Source organism: Falsirhodobacter deserti (assembly GCF_004015795.1).
Taxonomy (GTDB): domain Bacteria; phylum Pseudomonadota; class Alphaproteobacteria; order Rhodobacterales; family Rhodobacteraceae; genus Falsirhodobacter; species Falsirhodobacter deserti.
This window is the reverse complement of the sequence record NZ_ML137220.1, coordinates 21,442-47,735: the sequence shown is the minus strand read 5'-3', so window position 1 is coordinate 47,735 and position 26,294 is coordinate 21,442. Positions and strand designations below refer to the sequence as shown.

General features: G+C 60.8%; 22 protein-coding genes. 12 read left to right on the top strand and 10 right to left on the bottom strand.

The window, feature by feature from the left end:
- Positions 1-39: 39 nt before the first annotated feature.
- The 4 genes from JX25_RS12995 to JX25_RS12980 all read right to left on the bottom strand — a co-directional run bounded on the left by JX25_RS12995 (position 40) and on the right by JX25_RS12980 (position 5,222).
- On the bottom strand, positions 40-1,317 hold the full coding sequence (locus JX25_RS12995) for an extracellular solute-binding protein (protein WP_128255529.1): 1,278 nt from the start codon (positions 1,315-1,317) through the stop codon (positions 40-42).
- Positions 1,318-1,365: 48 nt separating this feature from the next.
- Positions 1,366-2,433, bottom strand: a complete 1,068-nt coding sequence (locus JX25_RS12990; RefSeq protein WP_128255528.1) for an ABC transporter ATP-binding protein — start codon at positions 2,431-2,433, stop codon at positions 1,366-1,368.
- A 3-nt stretch (positions 2,434-2,436) separates the two neighbouring features.
- A complete protein-coding gene (arfA, locus tag JX25_RS12985; RefSeq protein WP_128255527.1) occupies positions 2,437-3,933 on the bottom strand; it encodes an arabinosylfuranosidase ArfA in 1,497 nt (498 codons plus the stop codon).
- A 281-nt stretch (positions 3,934-4,214) separates the two neighbouring features.
- On the bottom strand, positions 4,215-5,222 hold the full coding sequence (locus JX25_RS12980) for a replication initiation protein (RefSeq protein ID WP_128255526.1): 1,008 nt from the start codon (positions 5,220-5,222) through the stop codon (positions 4,215-4,217).
- 534 nt (positions 5,223-5,756) lie between these two features.
- On the opposite strand from JX25_RS12980, the gene JX25_RS12975 reads away from it, so the two are divergent.
- Complete coding sequence (locus tag JX25_RS12975) at positions 5,757-6,956, top strand: AAA family ATPase (RefSeq protein WP_128255525.1); 1,200 nt, start codon at positions 5,757-5,759, stop codon at positions 6,954-6,956.
- Positions 6,953-7,921, top strand: coding sequence for a ParB/RepB/Spo0J family partition protein (locus tag JX25_RS12970; protein WP_128255524.1), 969 nt, complete (start codon positions 6,953-6,955; stop codon positions 7,919-7,921). Before JX25_RS12975 ends, JX25_RS12970 begins: the two co-directional genes overlap by 4 nt.
- Before the next feature lie 142 nt (positions 7,922-8,063).
- Here the strand turns inward: JX25_RS12970 and JX25_RS12965 are convergent, their stop codons facing one another.
- Positions 8,064-9,176 carry a Gfo/Idh/MocA family protein gene (locus JX25_RS12965; protein WP_128255523.1) on the bottom strand — a complete coding sequence of 371 codons (1,113 nt, stop codon included), beginning with the start codon at positions 9,174-9,176 and terminating at the stop codon, positions 8,064-8,066.
- Between the two features lie 13 nt (positions 9,177-9,189).
- The gene (locus JX25_RS12960; protein ID WP_206611594.1) at positions 9,190-9,891 is read right to left on the bottom strand and encodes a GntR family transcriptional regulator; all 702 of its coding nucleotides are present in this window, start codon (positions 9,889-9,891) and stop codon (positions 9,190-9,192) included.
- An 89-nt stretch (positions 9,892-9,980) separates the two neighbouring features.
- On the opposite strand from JX25_RS12960, the gene JX25_RS12955 reads away from it, so the two are divergent.
- The 9 genes from JX25_RS12955 to JX25_RS12915 all read left to right on the top strand — a co-directional run bounded on the left by JX25_RS12955 (position 9,981) and on the right by JX25_RS12915 (position 18,882).
- Positions 9,981-11,138, top strand: a complete 1,158-nt coding sequence (locus tag JX25_RS12955) for an LLM class flavin-dependent oxidoreductase (RefSeq protein ID WP_128255521.1) — start codon at positions 9,981-9,983, stop codon at positions 11,136-11,138.
- Between the two features lie 5 nt (positions 11,139-11,143).
- Positions 11,144-12,022 carry an aldo/keto reductase gene (locus JX25_RS12950; protein WP_128255627.1) on the top strand — a complete coding sequence of 293 codons (879 nt, stop codon included), beginning with the start codon at positions 11,144-11,146 and terminating at the stop codon, positions 12,020-12,022.
- Positions 12,019-12,519, top strand: coding sequence for a flavin reductase family protein (locus JX25_RS12945; RefSeq protein WP_206611602.1), 501 nt, complete (start codon positions 12,019-12,021; stop codon positions 12,517-12,519). Before JX25_RS12950 ends, JX25_RS12945 begins: the two co-directional genes overlap by 4 nt.
- 63 nt (positions 12,520-12,582) lie before the next feature.
- Positions 12,583-13,173 carry a TRAP transporter small permease gene (locus tag JX25_RS12940; protein ID WP_128255519.1) on the top strand — a complete coding sequence of 197 codons (591 nt, stop codon included), beginning with the start codon at positions 12,583-12,585 and terminating at the stop codon, positions 13,171-13,173.
- Entirely contained in the window at positions 13,173-14,462 is a 1,290-nt protein-coding gene (locus tag JX25_RS12935) for a TRAP transporter large permease (protein WP_128255518.1), read from the top strand. Before JX25_RS12940 ends, JX25_RS12935 begins: the two co-directional genes overlap by 1 nt.
- A 24-nt stretch (positions 14,463-14,486) precedes the next feature.
- On the top strand, positions 14,487-15,545 hold the full coding sequence (locus JX25_RS12930) for a TRAP transporter substrate-binding protein (RefSeq protein ID WP_128255517.1): 1,059 nt from the start codon (positions 14,487-14,489) through the stop codon (positions 15,543-15,545).
- A 22-nt stretch (positions 15,546-15,567) separates the two neighbouring features.
- Positions 15,568-16,578 (top strand): YeiH family protein, encoded by a 1,011-nt coding sequence (locus JX25_RS12925; protein ID WP_128255516.1) that lies wholly within the window; start codon positions 15,568-15,570, stop codon positions 16,576-16,578.
- A gap of 392 nt (positions 16,579-16,970) precedes the next feature.
- Positions 16,971-17,357 carry a DapH/DapD/GlmU-related protein gene (locus JX25_RS15155; protein WP_277750083.1) on the top strand — a complete coding sequence of 129 codons (387 nt, stop codon included), beginning with the start codon at positions 16,971-16,973 and terminating at the stop codon, positions 17,355-17,357.
- 145 nt (positions 17,358-17,502) lie between these two features.
- Entirely contained in the window at positions 17,503-18,882 is a 1,380-nt protein-coding gene (locus JX25_RS12915; RefSeq protein WP_128255514.1) for a phosphomannomutase, read from the top strand.
- Here JX25_RS12915 and JX25_RS12910 read toward each other — a convergent pair.
- The 4 genes from JX25_RS12910 to JX25_RS12895 all read right to left on the bottom strand — a co-directional run bounded on the left by JX25_RS12910 (position 18,858) and on the right by JX25_RS12895 (position 25,301).
- Complete coding sequence (locus JX25_RS12910) at positions 18,858-21,671, bottom strand: fibronectin type III domain-containing protein (RefSeq protein WP_128255513.1); 2,814 nt, start codon at positions 21,669-21,671, stop codon at positions 18,858-18,860. The two genes, JX25_RS12915 and JX25_RS12910, sit on opposite strands and share 25 nt — an antisense overlap.
- Positions 21,672-21,695: 24 nt before the next feature.
- Positions 21,696-22,979, bottom strand: coding sequence for an oligosaccharide flippase family protein (locus tag JX25_RS12905; RefSeq protein WP_128255512.1), 1,284 nt, complete (start codon positions 22,977-22,979; stop codon positions 21,696-21,698).
- 146 nt (positions 22,980-23,125) lie between these two features.
- The gene (locus tag JX25_RS12900) at positions 23,126-24,445 is read right to left on the bottom strand and encodes a glycosyltransferase family 4 protein (RefSeq protein WP_241557964.1); all 1,320 of its coding nucleotides are present in this window, start codon (positions 24,443-24,445) and stop codon (positions 23,126-23,128) included.
- Between the two features lie 19 nt (positions 24,446-24,464).
- Complete coding sequence (locus JX25_RS12895) at positions 24,465-25,301, bottom strand: glycosyltransferase family 2 protein (RefSeq protein WP_241557963.1); 837 nt, start codon at positions 25,299-25,301, stop codon at positions 24,465-24,467.
- A 165-nt stretch (positions 25,302-25,466) separates the two neighbouring features.
- Here JX25_RS12895 and JX25_RS12890 point away from each other — a divergent pair, with 165 nt between their 5' ends.
- Positions 25,467-26,270: a WecB/TagA/CpsF family glycosyltransferase gene (locus JX25_RS12890; RefSeq protein ID WP_128255510.1), complete on the top strand. Its 804-nt coding sequence runs from the start codon at positions 25,467-25,469 to the stop codon at positions 26,268-26,270.
- Positions 26,271-26,294: the final 24 nt, after the last annotated feature.

Genomic DNA, 26,294 nt, shown 5'->3' with positions numbered 1-26,294 from the left:
GGAACCTTTCAGGTGGCCCCCCGAAGGGGGCCTGCTGGATCAGTTGAGCGCGCCTTCGAGTTCGGAGCGAAGTTCTTCCACCGCATCTTCGGGTGAAAGATAGCCATGGATCGCCGGCGACAGGATGTTGATCGCGGCATCATAAACCGGCGAGGCCACGCCAGCAGCGGGCGAGCGCGGATCATAGGTTGCCCGCTCTGCAATGCCGGCATAGGTGGCGTTCGGCTCCATCGACTTGAACTCGTCAGACTCCGCCACCGGTTTATAGGCGGGGATATGGCCTGCTTCCGCCCATGCGAGCGAGTTCTTCTCCATCCACCCGATCAGCGTCATGACCGCCTTGCGCTTTTCGGGATCCATCTCGTTTTTGCCCTGGATCGGCACGGCGAAACCGTGGCTGTCGGCCCAGTTGGTGTCGGTTCCCATCAAGTTCGGGATCGTGGCCACGCCCCAATCGAAGCCGAGGTTGCCGCCTTCCTGCATATCGACCATGGTAGGAACCTCCCACGCGCCGTTGAAGAAGAAGGCGGACTTGCCCGAGGTGAAAAGCGCGACCGAGGCTTCGTACATCGCTTGTTCCGGCTGCCAGCCTTCCTCTTGCCACTTCGTCATGATCTCGATGGCGCGGGCGGCCTTTTCACCGCTGTCGCCGGGAAGCACCTCGCCGTCGTCCGAAATCAGCTGGCCGTCCTGCTGGGCAAGAAGTGTGTAGAACACCCGATAAGTGCCGCCATCATCGCCAGTGGCGTATGAGAGAGGAGCGGTGGCGCCATTCTCCTTTGCTGCGGCGAGGGCGGCTTCGAAGCTTTCCAAAGAGTCGATGCCCGTCAAGTTTCCATCGGCATCCAGGAATTCAGTCCCCTCCAGCAGCGCCTTGTTATAGAACAGGACGGTGGAGTGGATATCGAACGGAACGGCATAAAGCGCCCCATCGGGGCCGCTTGCGGCTTCCAGCGCCGGGGCGAAGAAATCGTCCTTGGACAAGCCCGCCGCTTCAAGATCCTCGGCGGTGATTGGCGTCAGCACGCCTTCCTTCAGCCCCATCGGCAGGCGCGAAAGGTGATAGGTCATCACATCCGGCCCCTGCCCCACCGCGGCCGAGGTTCGCACCTTGGTATAGAATGGCGTTCCCCATTCCAGCGTGGTCGAAGTGACGCGGATATCGGGGTGCTCTTCGTTGAATTGCTGGATCAGCGCCTTCATCCGGACACCGTCACCGCCGGCGAAAAAGTCCCACCATGTGATGTTTTGCTCCGAAAGTGCCGGAAACGCGCTGCCAAGCAGTGCAGCCGTTGCGAATACTACGAGTTTCTTCATCTAGATCTCCTCCCTGATCGGCCGGGCCTCCCCGCCCGGCGCTATGGTTCAGCGCAACCTCAACCCTTCTGTCGTAAAGCAATGGATATGGCCGGCTTCGGCGCGCAGGCGGACGTTCTGGCCTTCCAGCCGGTCACGCTCACCGCGACGCTCGAATACGATGTCGCCGCCCGAGGGCAGACGCGAATGCATATATGCGTTGCCGCCCAGTTCCTCGGCCATCTCCACCGTGACCGTGATGCCGCTTTCTGCAGGCACAAGATGTTCGGGGCGGATGCCCAGAACAACGGCCATCCCTTCGGCCGGGCGCGTTTCAAGATCAACCTCCACCTCGCCATCCTCGGCCAGAACGCGGATGCCCTGCGGGGTGTGACCGATCACGCGGCCATTGATGAAGTTCATCGCCGGTGACCCGATGAAACCTGCCACGAAACGGTTGTCCGGATCATCGTAAAGATGAAGCGGTGCCCCCGATTGCTGGACCGATCCGCCCTTCAGAACGAAGATCTCATCCGCCAGCGTCATCGCTTCGACCTGATCATGAGTGACGTAGATCATCGTTGCGCCGATCTGCTGGTGCAGGCGGCTGAGTTCCAGCCGCATCTGGACACGCAGTTCTGCATCGAGGTTCGACAGGGGTTCATCGAACAGGAACACCTCCGGCTCGCGCACGATGGCGCGACCTATGGCGACGCGCTGGCGCTGCCCCCCCGAAAGTTCAGCGGGGCGCTTGTCCAGATGGTCGGTCAATTGCAGGATACGGGCCGCTTCGCGCACCTTCCGCTCCCGCTCGTCTCGGGACGTTCGGGCAAGGCGGAGTGAGAACGCCATGTTTTCCGCCACCGAAAGGTGCGGGTAAAGCGCATAGGATTGGAACACCATGGCCACGCCACGCTTCGCAGGTTCGGTATGGGTTACATCGCGCCCCCCGATCTGGATGGTGCCGCCCGTTGTATCCTCCAGCCCCGCGATCATGCGCAGAAGCGTCGACTTTCCGCAGCCGGAAGGGCCGACGAAGACACCGAACTCCCCCTTGTTGACCGTCAGCGAGACGTCTTTGATGACGTTCACCGCGCCGAAAGATTTGGCAACATTGCGCAGAACCACTCCGGACATGCGTCACACCCTCAGACGGACGACGTGATAGGACAGCGGACCAAGCTTTCCGCGAAGGACATGGCCTTCGATCCCGAGGCCGCTTCCGTTCACCGGCGCAATCGGTTCCGCCTCCGGTCCGTTGGTGGCCATCAGATCATGCCCTTCGATCACCTTATGCTCCTCCAGGGTTGCATCGAACCCGTGCAATGACAGCGAAAGATCAAGCACCTGATCCAGATGCCGGTTGATGATGAACAGCGTGACGGTTCCATCCCCCTGAACCGCCGCCACGTCCAAGTAGTCCACATCGGAAGCGACCGCGCAATCATATTTCGGTCCGTCCACCGCGACGCGCAGCGCCGTTCCGCGTCCGTAAAGCGAGGCCATCTGGTAGGGCCAGTAGATCGACTGCCGCCATGCCTTGCCACCTTTGTCAGCCCTGATCGGCGCGATGACATTCACCAGCTGGGCGATGCACGCGATCTTCACACGGTCAGACCGGCGGATGAACTCGTTCAGAAGCCCGCCGATGAACAGCGTGTCCTCGAAGGTATAGGTTTCTTCCAGCAGTTCCGGCGCTTCGGGCCAATCCCATGTCCGCCAATTGCGGCTGTCCTCTTCGCGGCGGTGATACCAGACGTTCCATTCGTCGAAGCAGATATGAACGTCGTTCTTGGCGCGCTTCTTAGCTTTTACGAAGTCGATCACGCCGCCGATCGCGTTGATGTAGCGGCCTGTTTCCTCGATCTTGCCGAAGAAGTTCAGCGTGTCGCGCGACGAGTTGCCAAAGTACTTGTGCAACGAGATGTGATCGACATGCTCGTAGCATTCCTCCAGCACCACACGCTCCCACTCGGGATAGGTCGGCATCTCGTCGTTGGAGGAACCGCAGACGATCAGTTCGGCGTCCGGTGTCAGCGCGCGAAGCGCCTTGGCCGTTTCATCGGCCAGCCGGCCGTATTCGCGCGCGGGTTTCGCACCGATCTGCCAAGGGCCGTCCATCTCGTTCCCAAGGCACCACATCTTCACCCCATAGGGCTTCTCCGCCCCGTGGCTGCGACGAAGATCTGACCAATAGGTGCCTGACGGGTGGTTCACGTATTCCATGAAGTTCCGCGCCTCCTCGATCCCGCGAGATCCGAGGTTGACGGCCAGCATCATGTCGATCCCGAGTTCGTTCGCCCAAGATGCAAATTCATTGATGCCGACCTGGTTCGTTTCGCGGCTGCGCCAGGCAAGATCAAGCCGCACAGGGCGTTCCTCTTTCGGACCGATCCCGTCTTCCCAGCGATAGGCCGAAACGAAGTTTCCGCCGGGATAACGGATCGCCGGGATCTTCAGGTCCCGAACAAGGCTGGCCACATCGCGCCGGAAGCCGTGCTTGTCAGCCTGCGCATGACCAGGCTCGTATATCCCGGAGTAAATTGCGCGGCCCATGTGTTCGATGAAGGCCGCATACAGCCTGTCATCGATCTTGGAGATGGTGAAATCGCGGTGGACAGTTGCCCTGACTTGCATCGTTCCCTCCCATTTGTCCTACAAATTAGAAGCAGCATTGCATCCTGTCAAAACATTTGTGAAGGGACTTCGACTGGTTGTTCAGGGCACACGCGTGTGGGTGGATGCCGTCATCGGCCAAAGTGGATTATGGCAATCATCAGCGTTGGGGGGACTTCTGCCCGAATCTGATTCCAGAAGAACCCACATGCCGTGACATATGACCGTCCGCCAAGATTGGGAATGCGCCTCTCCGAGCCGGAGGGGGGCGACCTGCCAAGGCTATAATTGCCAACTGGCAATTATAGAGGGTTGGCTTCTGCATACTTGCGGAAGAATGCGAGGAAGGCCTTGTCAGGGTCCTTCACCTCAGGCTTGCCAACAGCCCACGAGCGCCATTCGCCCTCAACAAAATAGATGTCATAGCCTGCGTGGCGAAGACGCGCCGTTTCATATGTTTCGGTGCGAAGTGCTTGCCCTTTGGCGGCCAGCCATGCCGGCCGCGCCCTTCCCTGCGGAACCGGTTTTTGTTCGGGCGGCGGCTTTCGACTAACTTTTGAATATTGGAGCGCCTTGTCGGCCGCCCCGGCTGCATCATCATCCTTCCGCCACCAGCGGAGCTCCACATGCGTGACACTGCGACCGGTCTTGATTGGATCGATCGCGACCATGAAGTCCGAGAGCGCATTGACTTCTGCGACGGCTGGATCGATCGCCCTTAATTTCAGGTTGGACCACGAGGACAACTTACCTTTTGGGACCCCCAGAACGCCCCGCAAAGCTTCGAGCGAAAACTTCTCGGAAGAGCGCCAGCGCAGGTTCCCCCGCTTCTGCACCATCTCGTAAAGCGTAAGCGCGTATTTAGAGGTAAGGGCGAACATAACCTCGCGTTGAAGCCGCGCGAAAACCGTGGAATTTCCTATGATCCGTCGCAATCTGGCCGGTATCTCATATTCAATCAGGCCATCAGGACGGTTGGCTTCGACATTGCCACCCAACAGCTGTACGCGTTCTATCGCAGGCTCACCATTCCAGTTGACCGCCACCTTGACGATGGCCGACATCAGCCGCTCGATGCTGTCACCTATCCGGTCATTGGAATTATGAGAGCCGCGCAAGGTAGATTTCGCGATAACATGGCTGACCGGCTTGTCGATAGCATCCCACGCATTCTCCAGAAGCTGATTATAGATGCGCCTGTCCGTGAGGGTCAGGGGTGTAACCTCCACAAGGTCGACAAGCTCCCCTGGCTTGATGAGGCTCTCGACATTTGGCTTAACTTCGATGGTTCGGTAGGATCTTTCGGCCATTCTCATACCTCACAAGCCATACTTTTGTAGCTCGTCATATGTATGAGATCAAGGGATAGGCGCTGCACCATCCCAATACGTAAGTTAACGCGGTTCAGAGATGGCGGTCATGCTGGAAACAGAAGATCACGTAGGGCGGAGTGCGGCTCTATTCATATGAAGCCGAAGGTGCGGAGACGATAAGCACCCGAAATGTAGGTCCTGGCGCTCCGATTCGTAAGGTTTTCCATCCCTAGAAGTAATAGATGCCTCCCGAAATGTAAGTTTGGGACAGAATTTTGTAGGATTTGCAGCATGTTATCGCGTCTGAACTATGAATCTCTGAAAGAATAAGAACAAGAGGGGTTTGTTATCCACAGGATGATCAGATTTGCGCTGTAACTCTTACGGATCGGGTGATCGGAGGAAGTTTTCTACCGAGAAAATGCCACCGTAGAACGTACTTTCGCTTTTTCACCCAATCGAGGGAATTTTCCGAACTTTACCTCTACGTCCACATCGCGCATTGTCGTACAGCAAGCAGCCAGAGGCATCATGACACCGGTTCTCCCCCCCGTCACGCTCGAGGAACTTTCCCAGCTTACCTACCGCGCGAACACGGTCATCGACCGACTGCGAGAGCGGGTCTTCGCGCCAGGTACGCAAAAGCGGCTCGACTTGCGCTTCAACGTGCGAACAGCCGCCGATATGGTGGGCCGTACCGAAAAGGCCATCCGTGACGCTGAAAGTGACGGGCGCCTTCCTGAGCCAGACAAAGATCCTGAAACCCGCCGCCGAACTGGTTATACCCTGGGCCAGATCAATCGGATGCGAGAGGTTTTTGGTACGCTTCCGCATCGTGCGCCTGAAGATCCGGCCTTGGTCTTGGCCGTTCAGAACTTCAAGGGTGGTGTCGGGAAATCCACGGTGGTGAGCCATCTGGCCCAGTATTTTGCGCTGAAAGGTTACCGCGTCTGTGTAATCGACTGTGACAGCCAAGCGTCGACCACCGCTATCTTCGGCATGAACCCAGATGTCGATGTCGACGAAGAAGAGGATACACTTTATCCGTTCCTTCGCCATGGCGGGCCCAAATCGTTGCACTACGCGCTACGAGCAACCTATTGGCCAGGAGTTGCACTGATCCCTGCGAACCTTGGACTGTACGATGCGGAATATGAATTTGCCGCTCGTATGGCGCGTGAACCGACCTTTATCCTCGATCGGTTGCGTGAAGGAGTGGAAAGTATCGCAGATCAGTTTGATGTCATTCTGCTGGATCCCCCGCCGGCACTTGGCATGCTTTCACTTTCCGTCCTGCGCGCGGCAAACGCGCTTCTGATTCCCGCGCCGCCGAACAATATAGACTTCGCCTCCACTGCGCATTTCCTGAAGATGATGGAGTCTACACTTTCAGAACTCGCGCAGCATGGCGGTGCGCGAGAGTACAGCTTCGTGAAAATCTTGGCCTCCAAGATGAACGACCAGAAATCGGCGCATATGGCAATCAAACGAATGATGGACGCTGTTTTCCCCCAAGATATGTTGCAATCGACGCTTAAAGACAGCGCTGAGATCGACAACGCTACCGCGAACCTGTCCACCGTGTACGAATTGACGGGCGCTGCAACGCGCACCGAGACCCATCGCCGCTGCCGTGCTTATCTTGATGCAATGGGCCGCGAGATTGAACTTCTGGCCCGCAAGACGTGGCCCAGTCACCACCCCGCGCTTCGCAAGGAGGGAGTGCTTTGAGCAAGCGACACGATGCCATCAACGACATCCTCAAGGGTTTTGATGCCCCTAAGCCTGCCGCAGAAGACCGGGGTGGCGCGCGGTTCCTGAAGCGATCCAACGCACTGGCGGACAGCGGGGAGCGCGAGGAAAAGACGCTTCGTTGGGTCGATCCAGCGCAATGCGTGATGTGGGAACGGCACAACCGCGAATATGCATTGCTGAATGAGCACTCTTGTGCGGACCTCATCAACTCGATCAAGGCCCAGGGACGGCAGGAGTTTCCGGCCATCGTCCGCAAGAAAGGCGACGGGTACGAAGTAATCTGCGGCGCGCGGCGACACTTCGCGATCAGTTGGTTGCGCGCAAACAACTATCCGCAGTTTCGCTACCTCATCGATGTGCGAGATCTGACAGATGAGGAAGCATTCCGGCTCGCAGATATCGAGAACCGGGATCGCGAAGACATTTCGGATTACGAACGGGCGCGTGACTACGCACAGGCACTTGAAGCCTACTATGGTGGGCGTCAGAAGGCGATGGCTGAGCGTCTGGAAGTTTCCGAAGGGTGGCTCTCGCGCTATCTGCAGTTGGCAAAGCTGCCGGACATCATCATTCAGTCCTATGCTTCGCTGCGGGAGGTGAAGGAGCTGCATGCACGCACATTGAAGCCGCTTCTGGCGGACTCTGCTACGCGTGATGCAGTTCTTCAGGTTGCCGCTGACTTGGCTGCCGAACAAGCGACTGCGCGAAAAGAAGGTGCTGCGCCTGTGGTGGCTGCCCAAGTTCTGGCACGTCTTAAAGCTGCAGGGGCGGGGACCAAACGTGTGCGTCCTGCCGAAACCGTATTCCGGCGTAGTCCGCATGAAGGCGGGATAGTGATGTCCCGGAAGGGCGGAAAGATAACTCTGGAATTTTCGGATACGCTGCCCGACGAAGAACTCAGGTCCGCTTTCGAACAGTTCATGCAGGCAAGACGGTCATAATTGCCAATTGGCAATTTTCTCAAGATGAGTTTCTTCAATGGGTTACCGGATGCTTGCCTTATTGACAGCCACTATTATCAAACCCCTGCTGGCCACAAACTGACCAGCAGGGAGGTGCACCACACCACTGAAAACAGAAGCTTCAGGCAGGAATATACCCAGCTGCCTTCAGGTCAATCACCTGCCCGGTCATGGCGGCTTTCTGTGCTGCTGCGCCCATGACCACGGCCCACCAACCGTCCTTCAATGTCACCTCGGGGCTCTGCAATCCGGCGACGGTGCGGGCGAAACCTTGGTGCTGGTAGAAGGTCGATCCGTTATGATCGCCCGCTTCCAGAAGTTCGGGATCCACGGGAACTTCAAGCAGGCGCGGCCCCTTCGGTTCGCGGGGCGAAACGATAACCTGTGGCACCGGCGCTTCGCCCAGATGCTCCGGCCAGAACCGGCCAGGGCCGGGAACAAGGCACTCGATCTTTCCAAGCGGGCCGACGGCGGAGATCTCCTCCTGATACCTCGCGCCCTCCGCGAACATGCAAAGCTCCAACATGGCCCGCAGTCCGTTTTCAAATTCCACGATCACATAGGCATTGTCCCATACATCCGGTACCTGCCCCTCATACACCTCGGACAGATGGTTAACGGCCTGTCCTCCGCTGGCCATGATCCGAACCGGATCGCAGCCGGCGATCAAACGCATCAGGTCGAAGAAGTGACAGCACTTCTCAACCAGCGTTCCGCCTGTCTGCGCGTTGAATCGGTTCCAGTGCCCCACCTTGTGCAGGAACGGGAAGCGATGCTCCCGGATCGTCAGCATCTTCACCCCGCCGGTGGCGGCCTGTGCCTCACGGATCAGGTGGGCAACTGGCGGCATATAGCGATATTCCATCGCGACCCATATAGGCGCAGGGTAGGCTGCGCGAAGCGACGCCAAACGCGGTGCGTCGGCCGGATCCACAAATAGTGGTTTTTCCACCAGAACCGGCAACGGCCTCACTGCCGCGATTTCTTCCAGTTGTTGCAGGTGGAAGAAATTCGGGCTGGCGATCAGCAAGCAGTTCACAGCGTCCACCGCCAGAACTTCGGCGACTGAACCGACAAGCTTCGCACCCGGCTGAAGCGAAGCGGCCAGTTGGCGCATTGCATCATCGGGTTCATAGATCGCCACAACCTCTGCCTCGGGCAGCAGGGCAATGTTACGCAGATGTTCCTGCCCCATCATGCCGCAGCCGATGACACCGTATCTGATCGTTTTCATGTGAAGCTTCCTCCTACTTCAGTCGGGCGACGTATCGCACCGTGTCGGGGTCGAACCACGTGCGGGACACTTCGGCCCTTGCGCCATCTTGCGCTTCGCTTACCCGGGTGATGCAGGGCAGGGGGGTGCCGATGGCATGTGGAAATTGTTCCGGGGCCCAATCGGGCAAAGGCGCCTGGCCAATGCTGTCCTCGGCCCGCACGATCCACAGATTGAGGCGCGTGCGATAAAAGAGGTATAGCGAGTCGACCAGATCCGTTCGGGCAATCACCGAGGCATAAGAGCCATCGAGCCAGATCTCTTCCACCGCACCGACGCGCCCGGACAAGAACCGCAGGCGGCGGATGCGATGGCCTTCACTGCTGGTACCGAACTGGGGAAGGTCCGGATCCTTAGGAACACGTTCCACCGCCAGCACCTGCGCCGTCGGCAAACCACCACCCTCTACCAGTTCCAGACGGAACATCGCATAGATGCTTTTAGGGTCCGACGCGGCACGGATGTAGTTGCCTGACCCCTGCACCCGATCAAGCAGGCCTTTCTCGGTCAGGTCCTTAAGGGCCTGGCGCAACGTCCCGACCGCTATGCCAAGATCGGCTGCCATCTCTCGTTCGGGCGGCAGGCGTTCGCCATCGATAAGACGCCCCGCTGCAATATCGCGGATTAGAAGCTCTGAAATCTGAAGATAGACGGGAAGAGAGCCACTGGAGGACATCATCGGGCCAAAACTAAATTGATACACGATTGATTTACATATGCGCCCATGTTACGCAAGTGGAAACTCGCGTGTCCGGAGGAGATCGCATGACCGTCGTTCCCGTCACATCCGCAGACCTTGACGCGGTTGAGGTGAGCTGGTTTTCCGCCCTTTGCTCAGATGATTATGCGTTCCTTGGCGTGCCTGACGGCGCACTGCGCTCGTCTTGGGAGCATTGCTCCGAAATTGTGAAAACCGCGGAACGGCAGGGCTTTCGCAACATCCTGTGCCCGTCCTCCTATCAGGTCGGGCAGGACACGCTTTCCTTCGTGGCGGGCTGCGCCCCGATCACCGACAAGATCAATTTCCTTGCCGCGATCCGCTGCGGTGAAATGCAGCCGATCATGCTGGCGCGCACGGTTGCAACGCTGGATCACATGCTGAAGGGGCGGTTGACGCTGAACGTCATCTCCTCCGACTTTCCGGGTGAGGTCGCGCCAAGCGACTACCGCTACAAGCGCAGCCACGAGGTAGTGGAAATCCTGCGCCAGGCCTGGACGCGCGACACGATTGACTTCGAGGGGGAGGTTTATCAGTTCAAGGGCGTTCCCACCGACCCCGCCAAGCCCTATCAGCAGAACGGTGGCCCGCTTCTTTACTTCGGTGGCTATTCCCCCGCAGCGCAGGAACTTTGCGGCGCACAATGCGACGTCTACCTGATGTGGCCAGAAACCAAGGACCAGTTGGCGCAGCGGATGCGCGATGTGCATGCCCGCGCCGAGGCACATGGCCGCACGCTGGATTACGGGCTGCGCATCCACATGATCGTGCGCGACACGGAAGCCGAGGCGCGCGAATATGCCGAACACCTTGTCAGCAAGCTGGATGACGAATACGGGCAGCTGATCCGGTCGCGCGCGCACGACTCCATCTCCCTCGGTGTGGCGCATCAGGCCCGTGCGCGTGAACTGGCGGACAAGTTCGGTTATGTCGAACCAAATGTCTGGACCGGTGTCGGGCGCGCGCGTTCCGGCTGCGGTGCCGCGCTTGTCGGTTCCACCGATCAGGTGATGAGCAAGATCGACGAGTACCGGAAGATGGGCATCCGCGCCTTCATCTTCTCGGGCTATCCACATCTGGACGAGGCAGAGCATTTCGGGGCCAAGGTGATGCCGCATCTGAAAACCTGCTCGCTGCCGCATGAATATGGAAGGGTGCCTGCAGAGACACCCGCAACCCCACTCGGAAACGGAGAACGGCGCTGATGACGATGGAACGTGTGGATCTTGGAACGATCAGCCTTTCGCGGCTGGTATACGGCATGTGGCGGCTTGGTGATGATACCGACACTTCGGCCAACCATGTTCGGGCCAAGATCGAAGCTTGCCTGGAACAAGGCATCACCACCTTCGATCAGGCCGACATCTATGGCGGCTACACGGCCGAGGCTATTTTGGGCGGTGCCCTGACGCCTTCGCTGCGCGACCGGATGGAGATCGTGACAAAATGCGACATCGTGGCCCCGATGGGCCGCTATGCCGACAAGCGGGTCAAGCATTACGACACCTCCGCCGCGCATGTCGAAGCATCGGTCGAACATTCCCTTCGCGACATGAAGACCGACCGCATCGACCTGCTGCTGATCCACCGCCCCGACCCGTTGATGGATGCAGATGAAACCGGCGCGGTGCTGGACAGGCTCGTGGCTACTGGCAAGGTGCTGTCGGTGGGCGTGTCGAACTTCCGCCCATGGGACATGCGCCTGCTGCAAAGCCGGATGAAGACACGGCTGGCAACAAACCAGATCGAGTTGAGCTTGATGGCGCATGACGCGCTGACAAATGGCGATCTGGCCTATCTGCAGGAAGAACGCATCGTTCCGATGGCGTGGTCCCCGTTGGCCGGCGGTGCCCTGTCGATGGACGGACCGCTGCGGCAGCGTCTGGACAAGATCGCCGCCGAACAGGGCGCCGATTGGTCCGCGGTGGCCGTGGCGTGGCTTCTGCGCCATCCTGCCGGAATCGTTCCGGTGCTGGGCACGAACAACCCCGACCGTATCCGCGCTATCGGTGAAGCCGCGCGGGTGGAAATCGACCGTCAGACGTGGTTCGAGCTTTACACGGACGCGCTTGGTCGCGAGGTCGCCTGATGCTCGACATCCCGTTCGCACCTGACCATGATCCACGCGCCTTTCGTGATGCACTTGCCTGCTTTGCAACGGGCGTGACCGTGGTGACGATCGCGGGGCCGGACGGGCCGATGGGGATGACGGCGAACAGTTTCGCAAGCGTTTCGCTGGATCCGCCACTTGTTCTGTGGTCGCCCGCCCGTTCATCCTCGCGTTTTACGTATTTCACGACGGCGCATTTCTTTGCCATCCATGTGTTGCCTGCCGATCAGGCAGCCCTTTGCGCCCGCTTCACGCGCGGCGGGGCCGGCTTCACCGGACTGAAGGCCGAGATCAGCGAAACCGGCGTGCCACTGCTGACGGACGTGCTGGCGCGCTTCGAATGTGAGATGCACGCAACCCACGAGGGAGGCGATCACATGATCGTCGTGGGTCGGGTGCAAAAAGCAGTCCTGCGGGGGGGAGATCCTTTGGTCTTTGCCAACGGAACTTTCGGGCGTTTCTTGACGGAGGCGTAAGACCCTGCGAACGGTCAGGCCTGGCTTAAGAAACCAGGTACCGGAACTTGGGAGGGGTGAAGGATGGTCGTTCTGATCGGCCTGGCGCATATCGTCGCCACGGTAAATGCGGCGCTTCTGGCGCTCGGCCGCTATGTGGGCATGATCTGCCTTACCGTAATGGTGGTCGTTATTCTGGTGCAGGTGTTCTGCCGCTATGTGCTGGGCAATGCCTTGGCATGGCCGGATGAAACATCGCGGTTTCTGATGCTTTGGCTGACCGGCCTGATGGCCCCCACGGCATTCCGCCGCGGCGGGTTCGTCGCGATCGAGATGTTGCGCAACCTTCTGCCAGCCCTGTTGGCAACATTGGTTGCGCTGTTCTGCCTTGCCCTTTGCGCGCTGGTCCTGTGGTTCGGCATCCGTATCGGCTGGTCCGAGGCCACGGGATTCAGCGGCCGCTTTGACACCGTCTCCATGAACGTGCCGACCAGCCTTGATCTGTCCGAATGGCGAAAGGTGCCGCGCGCCTGGATGATGGCGTCGCTTGCGACCGGGGTGACACTGCTGTTCGCCGTCAATATCGAACTGATCCTGAGATCCGTCATCACGCTTATGGGCGGTGGGTCCAGATTGCCCGTCATCCCCGAAACCCAGAACGTCGGAGCGGAATGATGCTGACGCTGTTCCTTCCCCTGTTCATCGTTTTCCTGTTTCTGGGCGTCCCCGTTTTCTTCGGCCTCATCGCCGCACCCGGCATCCTTCTTTGGCTGAACGGGCAAGAGCGTGATATCGTGCTTCTGTATCGCAACATCTATGCCGGGATGGACAGTTTCCCGCTGATGGCGATCCCGTTCTTCATGCTGGCGGGCGAGTTGATGAACCGCTCCGGCATCACCCTGCGGCTGGTGGAATTCAGCCAGACGCTGATCGGCCATTTCCGCGGCGGCCTTGCTCATGTGAATGTGCTGTCCTCGATGATGTTTGCCGGACTGTCGGGTTCTGCCGTGGCGGATGTGTCGGCCTTGGGCTCTATGCTGATCCCGGCGATGGAAAAGCAGGGATATACCCGCAAGTTCGCGGCCGCGATCACGGCTGCAAGCTCCATCATCGGGCCGATCATCCCGCCATCGGGCATCATGATCATCTATGCCTATGTGATGGGTGAAAGCGTTGCTGCACTGTTTCTGGCTGGCATCGTGCCGGGCCTTCTGATCGGTGGCGGGTTGATGGTCGTGCTTGGCCTGATGGCCGACCGCTACAAGCTGCCGCCCGCCACGCCCCGCGCAAGCTGGGGCGCGCGCGGCAAGGCTGCCATCCGTGCATTCTGGCCCCTGCTGACACCGCTGATCATTCTTGGCGGCATCCTGGGCGGCGTCTTCACCCCGACCGAGGCTGCCGCCATCGCGGCCGGATATGCCGCTTTCATCGGCCTGTTCGTCATGCGCACGCTTTCGCTTCGCGATCTGCCCGATATCCTGATCCGTGCGGGCATGACTTCGGCGGTCGTACTTCTGCTGGTCGGGGCGGCAATGGCCTTCAAAACCGTCGCCTCCCTTGCCCACACACCCGAAATGCTGGCAGACCTGATCCTTGGCCTTTCGGACAACCCGCTTGTGCTGCTGTTGCTTATCAACGTGCTTTTGCTGGTCGTGGGGATGTTCCTGGATGCCGGCCCCGCGATCATCATTCTGGGTCCGATCCTCGGCCCGATCTTCACTGCGATGGGCGTGGATTCCGTCCACTTCGCGATCATCATGGCGGTCAACCTGACGGTGGGCTTGCTGACACCACCGATGGGACTGGTGCTTTTCGTCACCTCTTCGGTTTCTCGCCTGCCGGTTGAAACCATTGCCCGCGCCGTGTTGCCTTTCCTTGCCGTGGAAATTCTGGTGATCATGCTGATCACGTATTTCCCCGCAATCAGCCTTACGATCCCGCGCCTGTTCGGGTTCGTGCAATAAAACAGCCATCCAAGGGAGGATGAGATGATCAGAACCACCATGACGGCCATGATGCTGGCTGCGCTTCTGGCTGGCACGGCCGGACTGGCCAGCGCACAAGACATCACGCTGCGCGCCACCGCCAACTCCAACGAAAACGACGAAGATTATGACGGGCTCGTCGTCTTCAAGAACTACGTGGAGAACGCGTCCAACGGCTCCATCGCCGTGGAAATCTTCATGGGCACCCAGCTTTGCGCCACAGGGGAGGAATGCCTTGCCGGTCTGGCCGATGGTGCGATCGATATTTACCAGTCCACCTCGGGCGGGGCGGCCGGCATCTTCCCCTACCTGCAGGTTCTGGATCTGCCCTACCAGATGTCGGATGACCGCGTGGCCGAGCAGGTGCTGACTGGCGACTTCACGCGCTTTCTTCGGGAAAAGGCACTGGCCGACAGTGACGATACCATCCGCCTGATGACCATCGGCAACACCGGCGGCTGGCGCAACTTCGCGAATACCAAGCGGCGCGTCACCACCCCCGCCGATCTGAAAGGCCTGAAGCTTCGCACCGTGCCCGCCGATCTTCCACAGGAACTGACCCGCAGCCTCGGCGCTTCGCCCACTCCGATCCCGTGGCCAGAACTGTTCACATCGCTGCAGACCGGCGTTGTCGAAGGGACCGCCAACGGCATCACCGACATCATGTCGATGAAGTTCCCCGATGCCGGCCTCAAATACCTGACGCTGGACCAGCACAGCTATGTCGCGGCCTTCTGGTGGCTTTCAAACGCACGGTTCCAGGAACTGGACGACGCGCAGAAGAAGGTCGTGCTGGACGGCTTCGCAGCGTTGCAACAGGCCACCTTTGCCAGCCCGAAGCGTAAGGAAATTCAGGCATATGCCGATTTCCGCGCCGCCGGGGGGGATATCTATGTTCCCACGGCCGACGAAAAGGCCCAGTTCGAAGCTGCGGCAGAGCCAGTGATGGATTGGTTCGCAAGCAACGTCCGTGACGGTGCCGAAACGCTTGAAGTCTTCAACAAGGCCGTTGCCGACGCCCAAGCCGCAATCGACGCCGAGCGTGAGGCGGACCTTCAGTGACTGACCTGAACCCGGCCCAGTGATGTCTGCGCTTCTTGCCCCACTACATGCGTTCTGGCAGCTTCGGCTGCCAGGCCTTGTTGTCGCCATGCTGGTCGCCGTAACGGCGCAGTTCCTGTCAGAGCATTACGGTGCGCCCGCAATGCTTATGGCGATCCTGCTGGGCATTGCCCTGCACTTCATGACGGAAGAAGCGCGTACTGCCCCGGGGGTCGAATTTGCGTCCAAGACAGTGCTGCGCATCGGTGTGGCCCTATTGGGCGTCCGCATCAGCTGGGAAATGTTTGCCGATCTGGGCGCGGCCACCGTTTTTCTTGTGCTGGGCGGGCTGCTTGCCACGATTGGCTTCGGGTTGCTGGCCGCGCGGCTTTTGGGGCAAAGTCGCGCCTTCGGGTTCCTGACAGGTGGCGCGGTGGCCATTTGCGGCGCTTCGGCGGCCATGGCGATTGCCGCCACGCTTCCCAAGGGCAAAACCGCCGAACGGGACCTGATCTTCACCGTGGTGGGGGTGACGGTCCTTTCGACGATGGCCATGATCCTTTACCCGATCCTCGCGGCACGGCTGCATTTGGATGCACAAGCAACTGGCATCTTCTTTGGCGGCACGATCCACGACGTCGCCCAAGTGGTCGGCGCAGGTTTTTCGGTGTCGGAGGAAACCGGCGAGATCGCAACGCTGGTCAAGCTGATCCGTGTGACGGCACTTGCCCCTGTTGTGCTGATCGCCGCCCTTCTGATCCGCGCGCGCGGATCCGAGGATGGGACGCGCCCCCCACTGGTACCGGCGTTCGTGCTGGGCTTTCTTGTCCTTGCCGCACTTAACTCCTTCAACGTCTTTTCCGCCACGGTTATCGAATTTGTCAACGAACTCTCCCGCTGGGCACTCCTAACGGCCATCGCGGCGGTCGGGATGAAAACCTCCATCCCGGGCCTTTTGAAGGTGGGCGGGGCGGCCATTTCGCTTTTGGTGGCCGAAACTGTATTCCTTGCGGTTCTGATCCTTGGAGGGGGGCAGCTCGTCGCAGTCATGTGACGGCAGGGCGGCATATCTCGACCTTCAGGCTTTCCACTGCTAAAGATCAACGCTCATCGTCGTCGACCTTCTTGGCGCGGTGAAGGCAGGCAGGGCTGGCGTCGATGCATTTCGCGGGGACCTGAAAGTGGAAATGCAAGGTTTTTACGGGTTTACACATGGGTGTCAGTGCAGCTTTGAAGCGGTTGATCCGCAAGTTCCTCAAAAATGAAGCACTGAGTCGCGGAAGGTATGCCTCGCTTTGGCGGCGCCTCGGGCGGCCCACACCCGAAGAATGGGCCGAATATCTTCGCCGGCATGGCGGATTTCAACGCTTCGGCTCCAACTGCCACATCAACCCTTCGGTCCATCTGGGGGACCGGCACCTCATCTCCATCGGGAATAACGTCTGGATGACCGGCGGGTGGATGGCCTGCCATGACGGCAGCGCCATCATGATCAACCAGGCCGAGGGAACAAATTTCGACGCTGTTGCGCCGATCATCATCGGGGACAACGTCTTCATCGGCTACGGCTCGATCATCTTGCCCGGCGTAACGATCGGCTCCAATGTCGTGATCGGCGCCGGCTCGGTGGTCAGCCGCGATGTTCCTGACAGGAGCATCGTCGCAGGGGCCCCAGCCAGACAGATCGGTACCTATGATGCTTATCTGGACAAACTCGTCGCACGGAACGAGGATTTACCCTGGCGCCACCTGATCGAATGTCGCAAGGGCGGGTACGACCCGTCGTTGGAACCCGGTTTGGCGAAACTCCGTCAGGCGCACTTCTTCGGCTGACCTTGTGCGGCTGGTTTACCATGATGGCGGAACGCGGATTCGCCGGTGTTTCAAAACGTGCTCTTCCATATGATAAGGCTTGGGGAAAGATGCCCGCGGGGCTCGACTTGGTCGCAGCGTCCGCTTCACGATTGAAAGGTCCACGATGACACTGAAATTCGGCACAAGCGGTTTGCGGGGGCTCGTAACCGAACTGACCCCTGATTGCGTTACGGCCTATGTTACGGCCTTTGTTGCGGCCTGTCCTACGGGCGGTGCCTTGTTCGTCGGGCGCGACCTGCGGGATTCCTCGAAGCGGATTGCCGGGGATGTGGCGAAGGCAGCGCAGGCAGCCGGATTGCGCGTCGTCGACTGCGGGACGGTGCCGACACCCGCGCTTGCCCTTGCATCCATCGGGGCAGGGGCCGCGGCCGTGATGGTGACAGGCAGCCACATCCCTGCTGACCGGAACGGGCTGAAGTTCTACATTCCCTCCGGCGAAATCTCCAAGGCCGACGAAGCCGCCATCATGGCCATGCGCAAGATGCCGGAAGGAACCGAACCGGGCCCGGCACCCGTGACGGATGACAGCGTCGGTGCGGCTTACATGTCGCGCTATATCTCGGCTTTCGGGACGGATGCCTTGGCCGGTATGCGAGTGGGTGTTTATTCCCACTCAGCCGTTGGCCGCGATCTGCTGATCGACACCTTACGCGCCATGGGGGCCGAGGTGACGGAATTCGGCCGCTCCGACATCTTCATCCCCGTGGATACCGAAGCGGTCGATCCTTCGGTGCGTGATGCGCTGAAGGTCTGGGCGCAAGGTCTGGATGCCATTGTTTCCACCGATGCCGATGGTGACCGGCCCTTGGTGGCCGATGCGACGGGCAGGGTGATCGGCGGGGATATCCTTGGCCAGATCGCGGCAGCCGCACTGGGTGCGCAGGTGGCGGTGACACCGGTTTCGTCGAACGGCGGCGTGGACCAGAAAGGCTTCCGCGTCATCCGTACGCGCATCGGCTCTCCCTATGTCATCGCAGCGATGGAGGGGCAGGACGGCGTCGTCGGATACGAGGCGAATGGCGGCTTCCTTCTGGGGTTCGAGGCAGCAGGGCCGAAGGGTCCCCTGCCGGCCCTCATGACGCGTGACAGCACCTTGCCCATCATCACTGCGCTGGTGCAGGCGCGTGGCCGCGGACTGGCCGATCTTGTCGCGGCAGAGCCGCCTCGGTTCACCACCGCCGACCGCCTGACAGAGGTTCCGTCGGAACGTGGCCAGGCGCTGGTGGAACGACTGATCAACGACGCGGTCGCAAGAACGGAGTTCCTGTCCACCCTCGGCACCGAGGAGGGCGTGGATCTGACCGACGGGCTCCGCATCACCCTGTCGAATGATCGGGTCGTACACATCCGCCCGTCAGGCAACGCGCCCGAACTGCGGATCTATGTCGAGGCTGAAACCGCCGAGGCGGCGGCGGGGCTGCTTGCTTCCGCGCAAGCAGCCGTCGCAGATCTCCTTGATCACTCGATCCCGTCAAAGACGTAGATCAGGACCTCTCCGGGCGGAAGATCGTCGATCCGAAGCTGCGAAGGCGCAGCAGGAACCGGCAGATCTTCCGCGACGATCTTCGCCGCCTCACCTTCGATGTTGTTGTCATCATAATCCCCCGTCATAGAATAACGGGTAAGGCTGCTTGCCGCGCTGATCGGAAGGTCCACCTCCACGCTTGCGTGGCCATCCTGACCTTCCGGCACACCCGGCACCAGTCGCGACATCACGATGACGGAAAGCCGGTCATCCTGGCGCAGCGCCTGCACATCAATCTGCGCGGCATCATCCAGCGCCTTGCGTCGCCCCATGGCTTCAAGATCGCGGCTTGGCACGTCTTCGGCCTCGACCTTCAGCATGTCGCCCAACAGTTCGGTATTCAACAGCGCAAGCCAAGCCCATGAAGGATAGGGCTGGCCACCCTGATACCAGACCGCGTGGGACTTCCAGTAATCGCCCCGGTCGAAAGTGAAGTAGTTCTGGATCGTATCGCCGTTCCGCATGCGGGTCAGGAAGGTGTCGAGCGTCGCCGTTCCGGCAGCAACGCTCTTCATGACCTTTTCCTGCTCTGCAGCCTGCTCGGGCGTCACGGCAGTGCCGTTCAGCCCGTTCATCGCGTATCCCGGGCCGGATTCATAGGTGCCAAGCTGCAGCGGAACATCGCGCGCTGGAAGGTCCTCCAGCGCTTCGTGCGCCTCGGCTGCATCAAGTGCCGTGCGCTGCGGCGAATGTGCCAGCACCGAGGCAAAGCCCTCGGGCGTCGGCCGGACTGGCCCTTCTCCCTGATCCCACCCGCCGATGTAATCGGCGTGGGTCAGAATGCGGGAGCGTGGGGAACGCCGCGCAGCATCGAAGCCATAGGATTGCCGCACCCACCCGCCAAGCACGGGCACAAGACGCGGCTCCAACGCGTCCCAAACGGGGCTCTCCTCAAGGATCGACAGGACGTATTCCTGATAAAGGCCATACACCTCGCCAGTGCCATAAGTCTCGCCGGTTGCCGCATCCTTCATCGAGGAGAAAACCCACGGCTTGAAAAGCCCGTTCCAGGTCTCGTTCCCAATTTCCAGATAGATGCGGTCGAACACGTCCGTCCACGGCTCGGTCTGGCCCTGTGCGGCCCGTTTTTCTGCCCACGGACCGGCATCGGCCGGTGCGGCAAGATATTCGGCCAGCCCCAGCCACTCCTCGCGCGAGAAGTGGGGCTGAATCTGCAGCCAAGGCGTCGACTCCACGGCCTCTATCACCTCGAGCGTTTGGGGAAGAGTATTCCCACCTGCCACGCTTCCAAGGCCACCGGGATCGGTCAGCTGCGCCAGATCATACGTCCGCTGCGCCAGTTTCGAAAATGCATGCGTCCGCAGGGCGGAAGGAGCGGCTTCCTTTAGCGCGGCCTCATCCTCGGGCAGCAAGCCAAGATAGGGTGCATCGGCCCGATAAACGCGGAAGTTATCGACATCGACCTGCCCCTTGCCGGAAAGTGTCAGCGCCATCCGCCCCGCACGCTTTCCGTCATGGATCTCCGGCACGCTGAAGTCCACCACATGCTTCTGCCATTCGGGCGTCAGTGCAAGTTGCTTGGGAAGGCCGGCAACCGCCTTGCCGCCGAACGGCCCCTCCAAGGCGAAAGATGCTGTCGCAGTGTCTGAGCCACGCAGCCAAACCTCGAACCGATAGGGCTTCGACGGGTCCAGCACCTCGTACCAAGTCTGGTCGGTGCCAGAGTGGTTGTAGTCGCCCACGACCAAAGGCTTGCCACCGGGCAGATCGACACGCAAGAAGGTTTCGCCCGCCTCCTCCACGGATGTGTCGGCATCGTGGGCAACCAGCGTCCATGGTGGCGTGTTCTGGTCGCCGCCGAAGTTGCGCAGGCTGCGCGGGGCAAGCTGTGTCCGTGCCTGTGCCGCGCCCCAAACCCGGTTCGTGACAAGATGGGTCCGGTCGAAATCCGTGATCCGCTTGCGCAGCATCACCAGATCACCTTCCTGAACCGCGGGGCCATCCCCCGCCAGATCGATCGAGTAGCCGCGCTGCTGATCCTCGGGCAGGTCCGAACGATAGATGACGTATCCCGCAGCGCCCTCAACGGGCTGCCATTCAAGCTGCGCCACACCATCCCCGCGCAGCAGCCGTGCTTGCAGGCCGGACGGCGCACCAAGTGCAGCCGCACCTTCCTCGGTCGGCTGCAGATCAAGGGTGGGTGCGTCCGGAACCTTTCCCGGCTCGGCCGGGCTGACAACATCAACCGCAGGGGCGGCAGGGGAAAGCCGCCCCTGATCGTCAATGGCGCGAACGGTATAATAATAGGGCACGCCAAGGCGGTTGTAGTTGTCCCACCCCGTCAGGAAAGTGGTTCGATCGGCAGGAACGGCTTTGCCGCGGTTCAGGGGAGTCCAGCCGCTGGCATGATAGCCGCCTTCGGGAATGCGGTCCTGCCGCACCGAAACGAACTGCCCGTTCTCGATCCGCAGGACCTCGATCTCGGCACCGTCGAAGGTCCCTTCCGTCCAGCTGTCCCAGTTCGAAAGGGTGGTGGCATCGGCAAGAACCGTATCCCCGTCACCGCCGCTGGCCACGAACATGGTGCGAAGGATAACGGGTTCGAAGCCGCCGCCAGGAGTCAGCCGGTTGCCGTTGCCTATGCCGTCGATCGTCGCGGTGAAAGGTTCGGATCGCGAAGCAACCACGTCATCCGTCACACGAAACCGTGCATGTTCCTGTGCGGCAGCCGGCAAAGCCATAAGAGAGGCAAGGACCGCGGCGTTCGTCAAACGTGATGGCGTCATGTCGTATGCTCCCATAGGGCAGGTTCAGATTGGAGGCTGCAGACCCTCTTGCCACAGAAAGATCGCAAGACCGGAAAAGATCAGCAGTGCCACGGTTTCATAAAGCCAGTCCTGCCGCATGGTGCGATGCAGCCAGACCGCGGCACCAAGAAGCGGGATGGCAGATCCTGCCGCAAGGCCAGCAAGCATCCCGTAATCGCCGCCGAAGTGGAAGCCGATGAACAGCCCGAGGATGCGACACATCGAGTTGACGAGCATCAGCATCGAATAGCTGCGGCTCAGCCCCAGGGTCAGCAGCAGGTTGTTATAGGGCAGCGAAGCTACCTGGATCCCGCTGCTTAACGCGGCAAGGCCAAGATAATAACCGACCGAGGCATAACGGTCATCGTAAAGCAGGTTGGCGATCGGGTGCGCGCCTACAACCAGCAGCACGAAAACCGGCAGAACCACCACCATGACCACACGCCGAACGCGCGTCACGGCGCGGGGCAGATCATCGGGCCGTTCGCGGTAGATGCGCGACAGGGTGGGAAAGACGACATTGGTCAAGACCCGCGCCGTCAGATCCCCTGCCGCCCAGGCGATGATGAAGGCGATCGTGATCTTGCCCAGCGTTTCCACCGGAACCAGAAGCCCCATGATGCCGTCAATGCCGCGATTGCCAAGATAGGTCAGGATCGTTGCCAGCAGCACCCAACGCCCGAAACCGACAATCTCGGAAAGGGCGGCAGGCTCGAACCGCAGGCGGTGCGGAAAGCGGGGAAGCCAAAGATGCCCCAGGGCCACCCGCAGCACGCTGCCCGCAAGGCTGCCGATCACCAGCGCCCAAGGCGACCGAAGCCAATAGGCTGCCGCCACGTTGATGGCCAGCGAAGTCAGCTGCACCACGATGTTTATTACCGTCAGACGTTCAAGCTTCACATGGCGCTGTGCCGACGAGACGCTGATCGAGATGAACCCCTCGATCGCGGATGACAGCGAAAGAACGCAAAGCAGCGGGAACAGGATCGGTTCTTCGTAAAGCCGCGAAACCGGCCATGCGATCAGGCAGATCACTGCACAGATCGCAAAGCCGCGTACGACATGGATGGTCCAGGCCGTGGTCAGGAAGTCGGGATCGTCGCCCCGCTTGCTGCGGATGATCGACGGCACCGTGCCCAGATCGCTGAACATGTGGATCGCCGTCAGGAACACGAGCGAGATCGCCATGATCCCGAACACCTCGGGCGCCAGAAGCCGCGTCAGGATCAAAGTGGAGGCAAGGCGAAGCGCATATGTGACGGCAAAACCGCCCGTGGTCCAGATCATCCCGCGTCCTGCAGGAGTCCGGAACCGTGCGAGCGAAAAGCGGCCAGCAAGTCCCAACTGTGTCAAAATGCGAACCCGGAAACCAATGAACAAAAAAGCATCTGACAGGACGCCTCAGCATGCGCTAGCAATTCCACCCGAGGCTGTCAAATCTTTGCGCCGGTCCCCTCGAAAGTGTCATCGGGTTTCACGTCTTGCAGCGGAAGGATGGGCCGCAGCGAAGCCGGAAGTTCGCCGGCCTGGCTTCCTGCGAAGATCTGCGCCAGCCATGTGGCCTCACGTTCAAGGTTGAATTCCGCCTCCACGACGGCGCGGCCCGCAGCGCCCATCGCCTGCGCGCGCTGCGGGTCAGACAAAAGCGTGTCGATCCGGGCCGTCAGCGTTTCCAGATCGCCGGCGGGCACAAGAAAGCCGGTCTTGCCATCTTCGACCAGTTCCGGAATGCCTGCGATACGCGTGGAAACCACGGGCAATCCCGACGCCATCGCCTCCATCAGCACCACGGGAACCCCTTCGGCAAAGCTGGGTAGAACCAGCATGTCGGCGCCGGAAAGGATCCTCGCCACCTCCTCCTGCGTGCGATAGCCGTGGAATCGCACCTTCGACCCAAGGCCCAGTTCGCGCGCGCGGGCTTCCATTGCGGCGCGGTCGGGGCCGTCGCCAACGATTTCCAGCGCGGCATCGGGATGACGTTCGCGCAGGGCGCCGAAGGCTTCAAGCAGCAGGCGGCCGCCCTTGACGGAATCCAGCCGGCCCACGAACAGAACGCGCGCCGGTGCATCGGCAGGGCGGGCGATATCACGGGCATAGCGTTCCGGCCGCACCCCGCAATGCACGATGCGCAGGCGGTGCCAGTGAACGGGGTCCGAGAAGAACATCAACTGGCTGCGGCAATAATGGCTGATGCAGGCCACGAACGCGGCTCGCCCCACCTTTTCATCCAGCCGCCACCATTTCGGCTCGAAGAATTCGGTCGGGCCGTGCATGGTGAAACTGAACGGGATGCCCGACATTTCGGAAGTCAGCATCGCCACGCTGCCCGAGGAACTGGCGAAGTGGTTGTGCAGATGCACCGCCCTGCGGTCCAGCAGGTGACGTGTCAGCACTGCCGCCTCAAGGAAATAGAAGATCTGCCACAGCAGCGCCTTTGCCCCCGGTGGGCGCGTGCGCCATGCCAGGCGCAGGGCCGAAAGCCAGCGGCCACGGTCGCGGCGCAGCGCCGCAAGATGCGCGCGAATCAGCGTCGCGGGCTGTTTCGCCGCCTTCAGCACGAAAAACGTGCGCGCCGCCTCGGCCTGCTGATCCGCGACCACATCCTTTGCCGGTGCCTGACGGACGGAACAGCGCAGGATGGTGTGGCCCGCCGCCTCCAGCATCTCGATCTCGCGCTGGATAAAGGTATGAGAGACCTTGGGATACTCGCCCGTCAGATAGGCGATCGGGCCGGAAAAAGAGGGAACAGTCACAAAGGTCTCCAGAAAATGATTATCGGCCACGTGTCCACTCGCCCGTGGAGGCGCGAAGCCGGACGGCAAGATGAACGGCCAGATACACGGAAAAGTCCACCGGGTGGCGCATGGCAAGCTTCAGCAGGTCGGGGCGTGTCAGCGGGGCCTTGCGCTCGTTCCCCATCAGATGCGGATAAAGGCGGGCAAGTTCGATCACGCCTGCATCCTGCCGGCGCCGCACGCGGACAAGCCGCTCGAACCCTTCCACCATCGGCCAGTGATAGCCTGCAGGAACCTCCACCCGTTCTTCGGGGGTGAAGTGCAGGCGAACGAACGTATCGTCCGAGATGATGGACGGGAACCTGTCGAACCGCGCACGACCTGCGGCATTAAGCGCGAACAGACCCGCCCCGACCGCGCCGCCCTTAACAAAGGGAAGCCGCTGCCACAGCGCGGCATAGCGGCGGGTGGTCCAGCTGCGCGCGGGCGCAACGACCAGCCGCCCCGTTGCATAGCGTGGCGTCTCCGTGGCCAGCGCCTTGCGCAGTTGCGCGCAAAGGTCCGGACCGCAGATGACATCGGCATCCAGCCACATGCGTGCACTGGTGCTGCCTTGCAGAATTTCATCCGCCCGGTTCAGCGCATTCAGCTTTCCCGGTTCGGCAATCTCCAGCACGTCAAGCTGGTGTCCCGCGGCCGCAAAGGACGCCTGCCGGTCGCGAACGATCTGCACCGTGCGATCGGTGCAGGCATTGGCGGCAACGATGATTCGCAGGTGTCCGGCGTTCCGTTGTGCCAGGATGGCATCAAGGCACGGCCCGATATAGGCTTCCTCATTATTGGCGGCGATGATGATCGAAAATGCGTCGGTCACGAGGGGTCCTGCGGGGCCAAGGGTCGCGCGGGACGCTGCCACGGAATCGCGGGGAGGCATAGCCCCGTAATTGGTTAATCGAAGGGGAACCCTGATCCGGCTGGACAACACCCCGCCGCTCCTCCACTTTAAGCGGTACATTTTTTTCCCAGGTTCGGACTTCAAATGACACGGTTCGTGAGCTTTCTGAATTCGCGGCAGGCCGATGCACAGCGTGCCGTGCGCATCACCACCCCGAATCGTGAAATCCTGTTCGACCAGCTTTCCGCCTGCATGGCCGGGCGCCAAGGCTTCACGCTGGCGACGCTGAATCTTGATCACGTGGTGAAGCTGGAACACGATAGCGCCTTCCGGGAAGCATATATCGCCCACAGCCATGTTGTCGCAGACGGAAACCCGATCGTGTGGCTGTGCCAGATCGCCGGATACCGTGCCGACGGCGCTGAGGTGGAGCTGTTGCCCGGCTCCGAACTGGTCACACCGCTGATCGCGATGGCGCAAAAACATGATGTGTCGGTGGCGCTTGTCGGCTCCACGTCGGAAATCCTGGCCAAGGCCGCAGGACGGATCGAGGCGGCGCATCCGGGTGTGCGCGTTGTTGCCCGCATCGCACCGGACTTTCCCTTCGATCCGCAAGGCCCCGCCGGCGATGCCGTGATCGAAGAGTTGCGCGCCAGCGGTGCCCGCATGGTCTTCCTTGCTCTTGGCGCACCCCGGCAAGAGGTTTTTGCGGCGCGGGCCGCAAAGCAATTGCCGGAATGTGGTTTCGCTTCGGTCGGGGCGGGGATCGACTTCATCGCCGGTGCGCAGCAGCGTGCGCCCGTCTGGGTCCAGCGCGTGGCGATGGAATGGGCATGGCGGATGCTGTCGAACCCCCGCCGGTTGGGCCGCCGCTATGCCGGTTGCTTCGCAGCACTTCCAGCATTGCTGCGGTCGGCCCGCTCGGCCCGCCCGTTGAACGCGCGGTAGGCGCGGACGCACCCGCCGGTCATC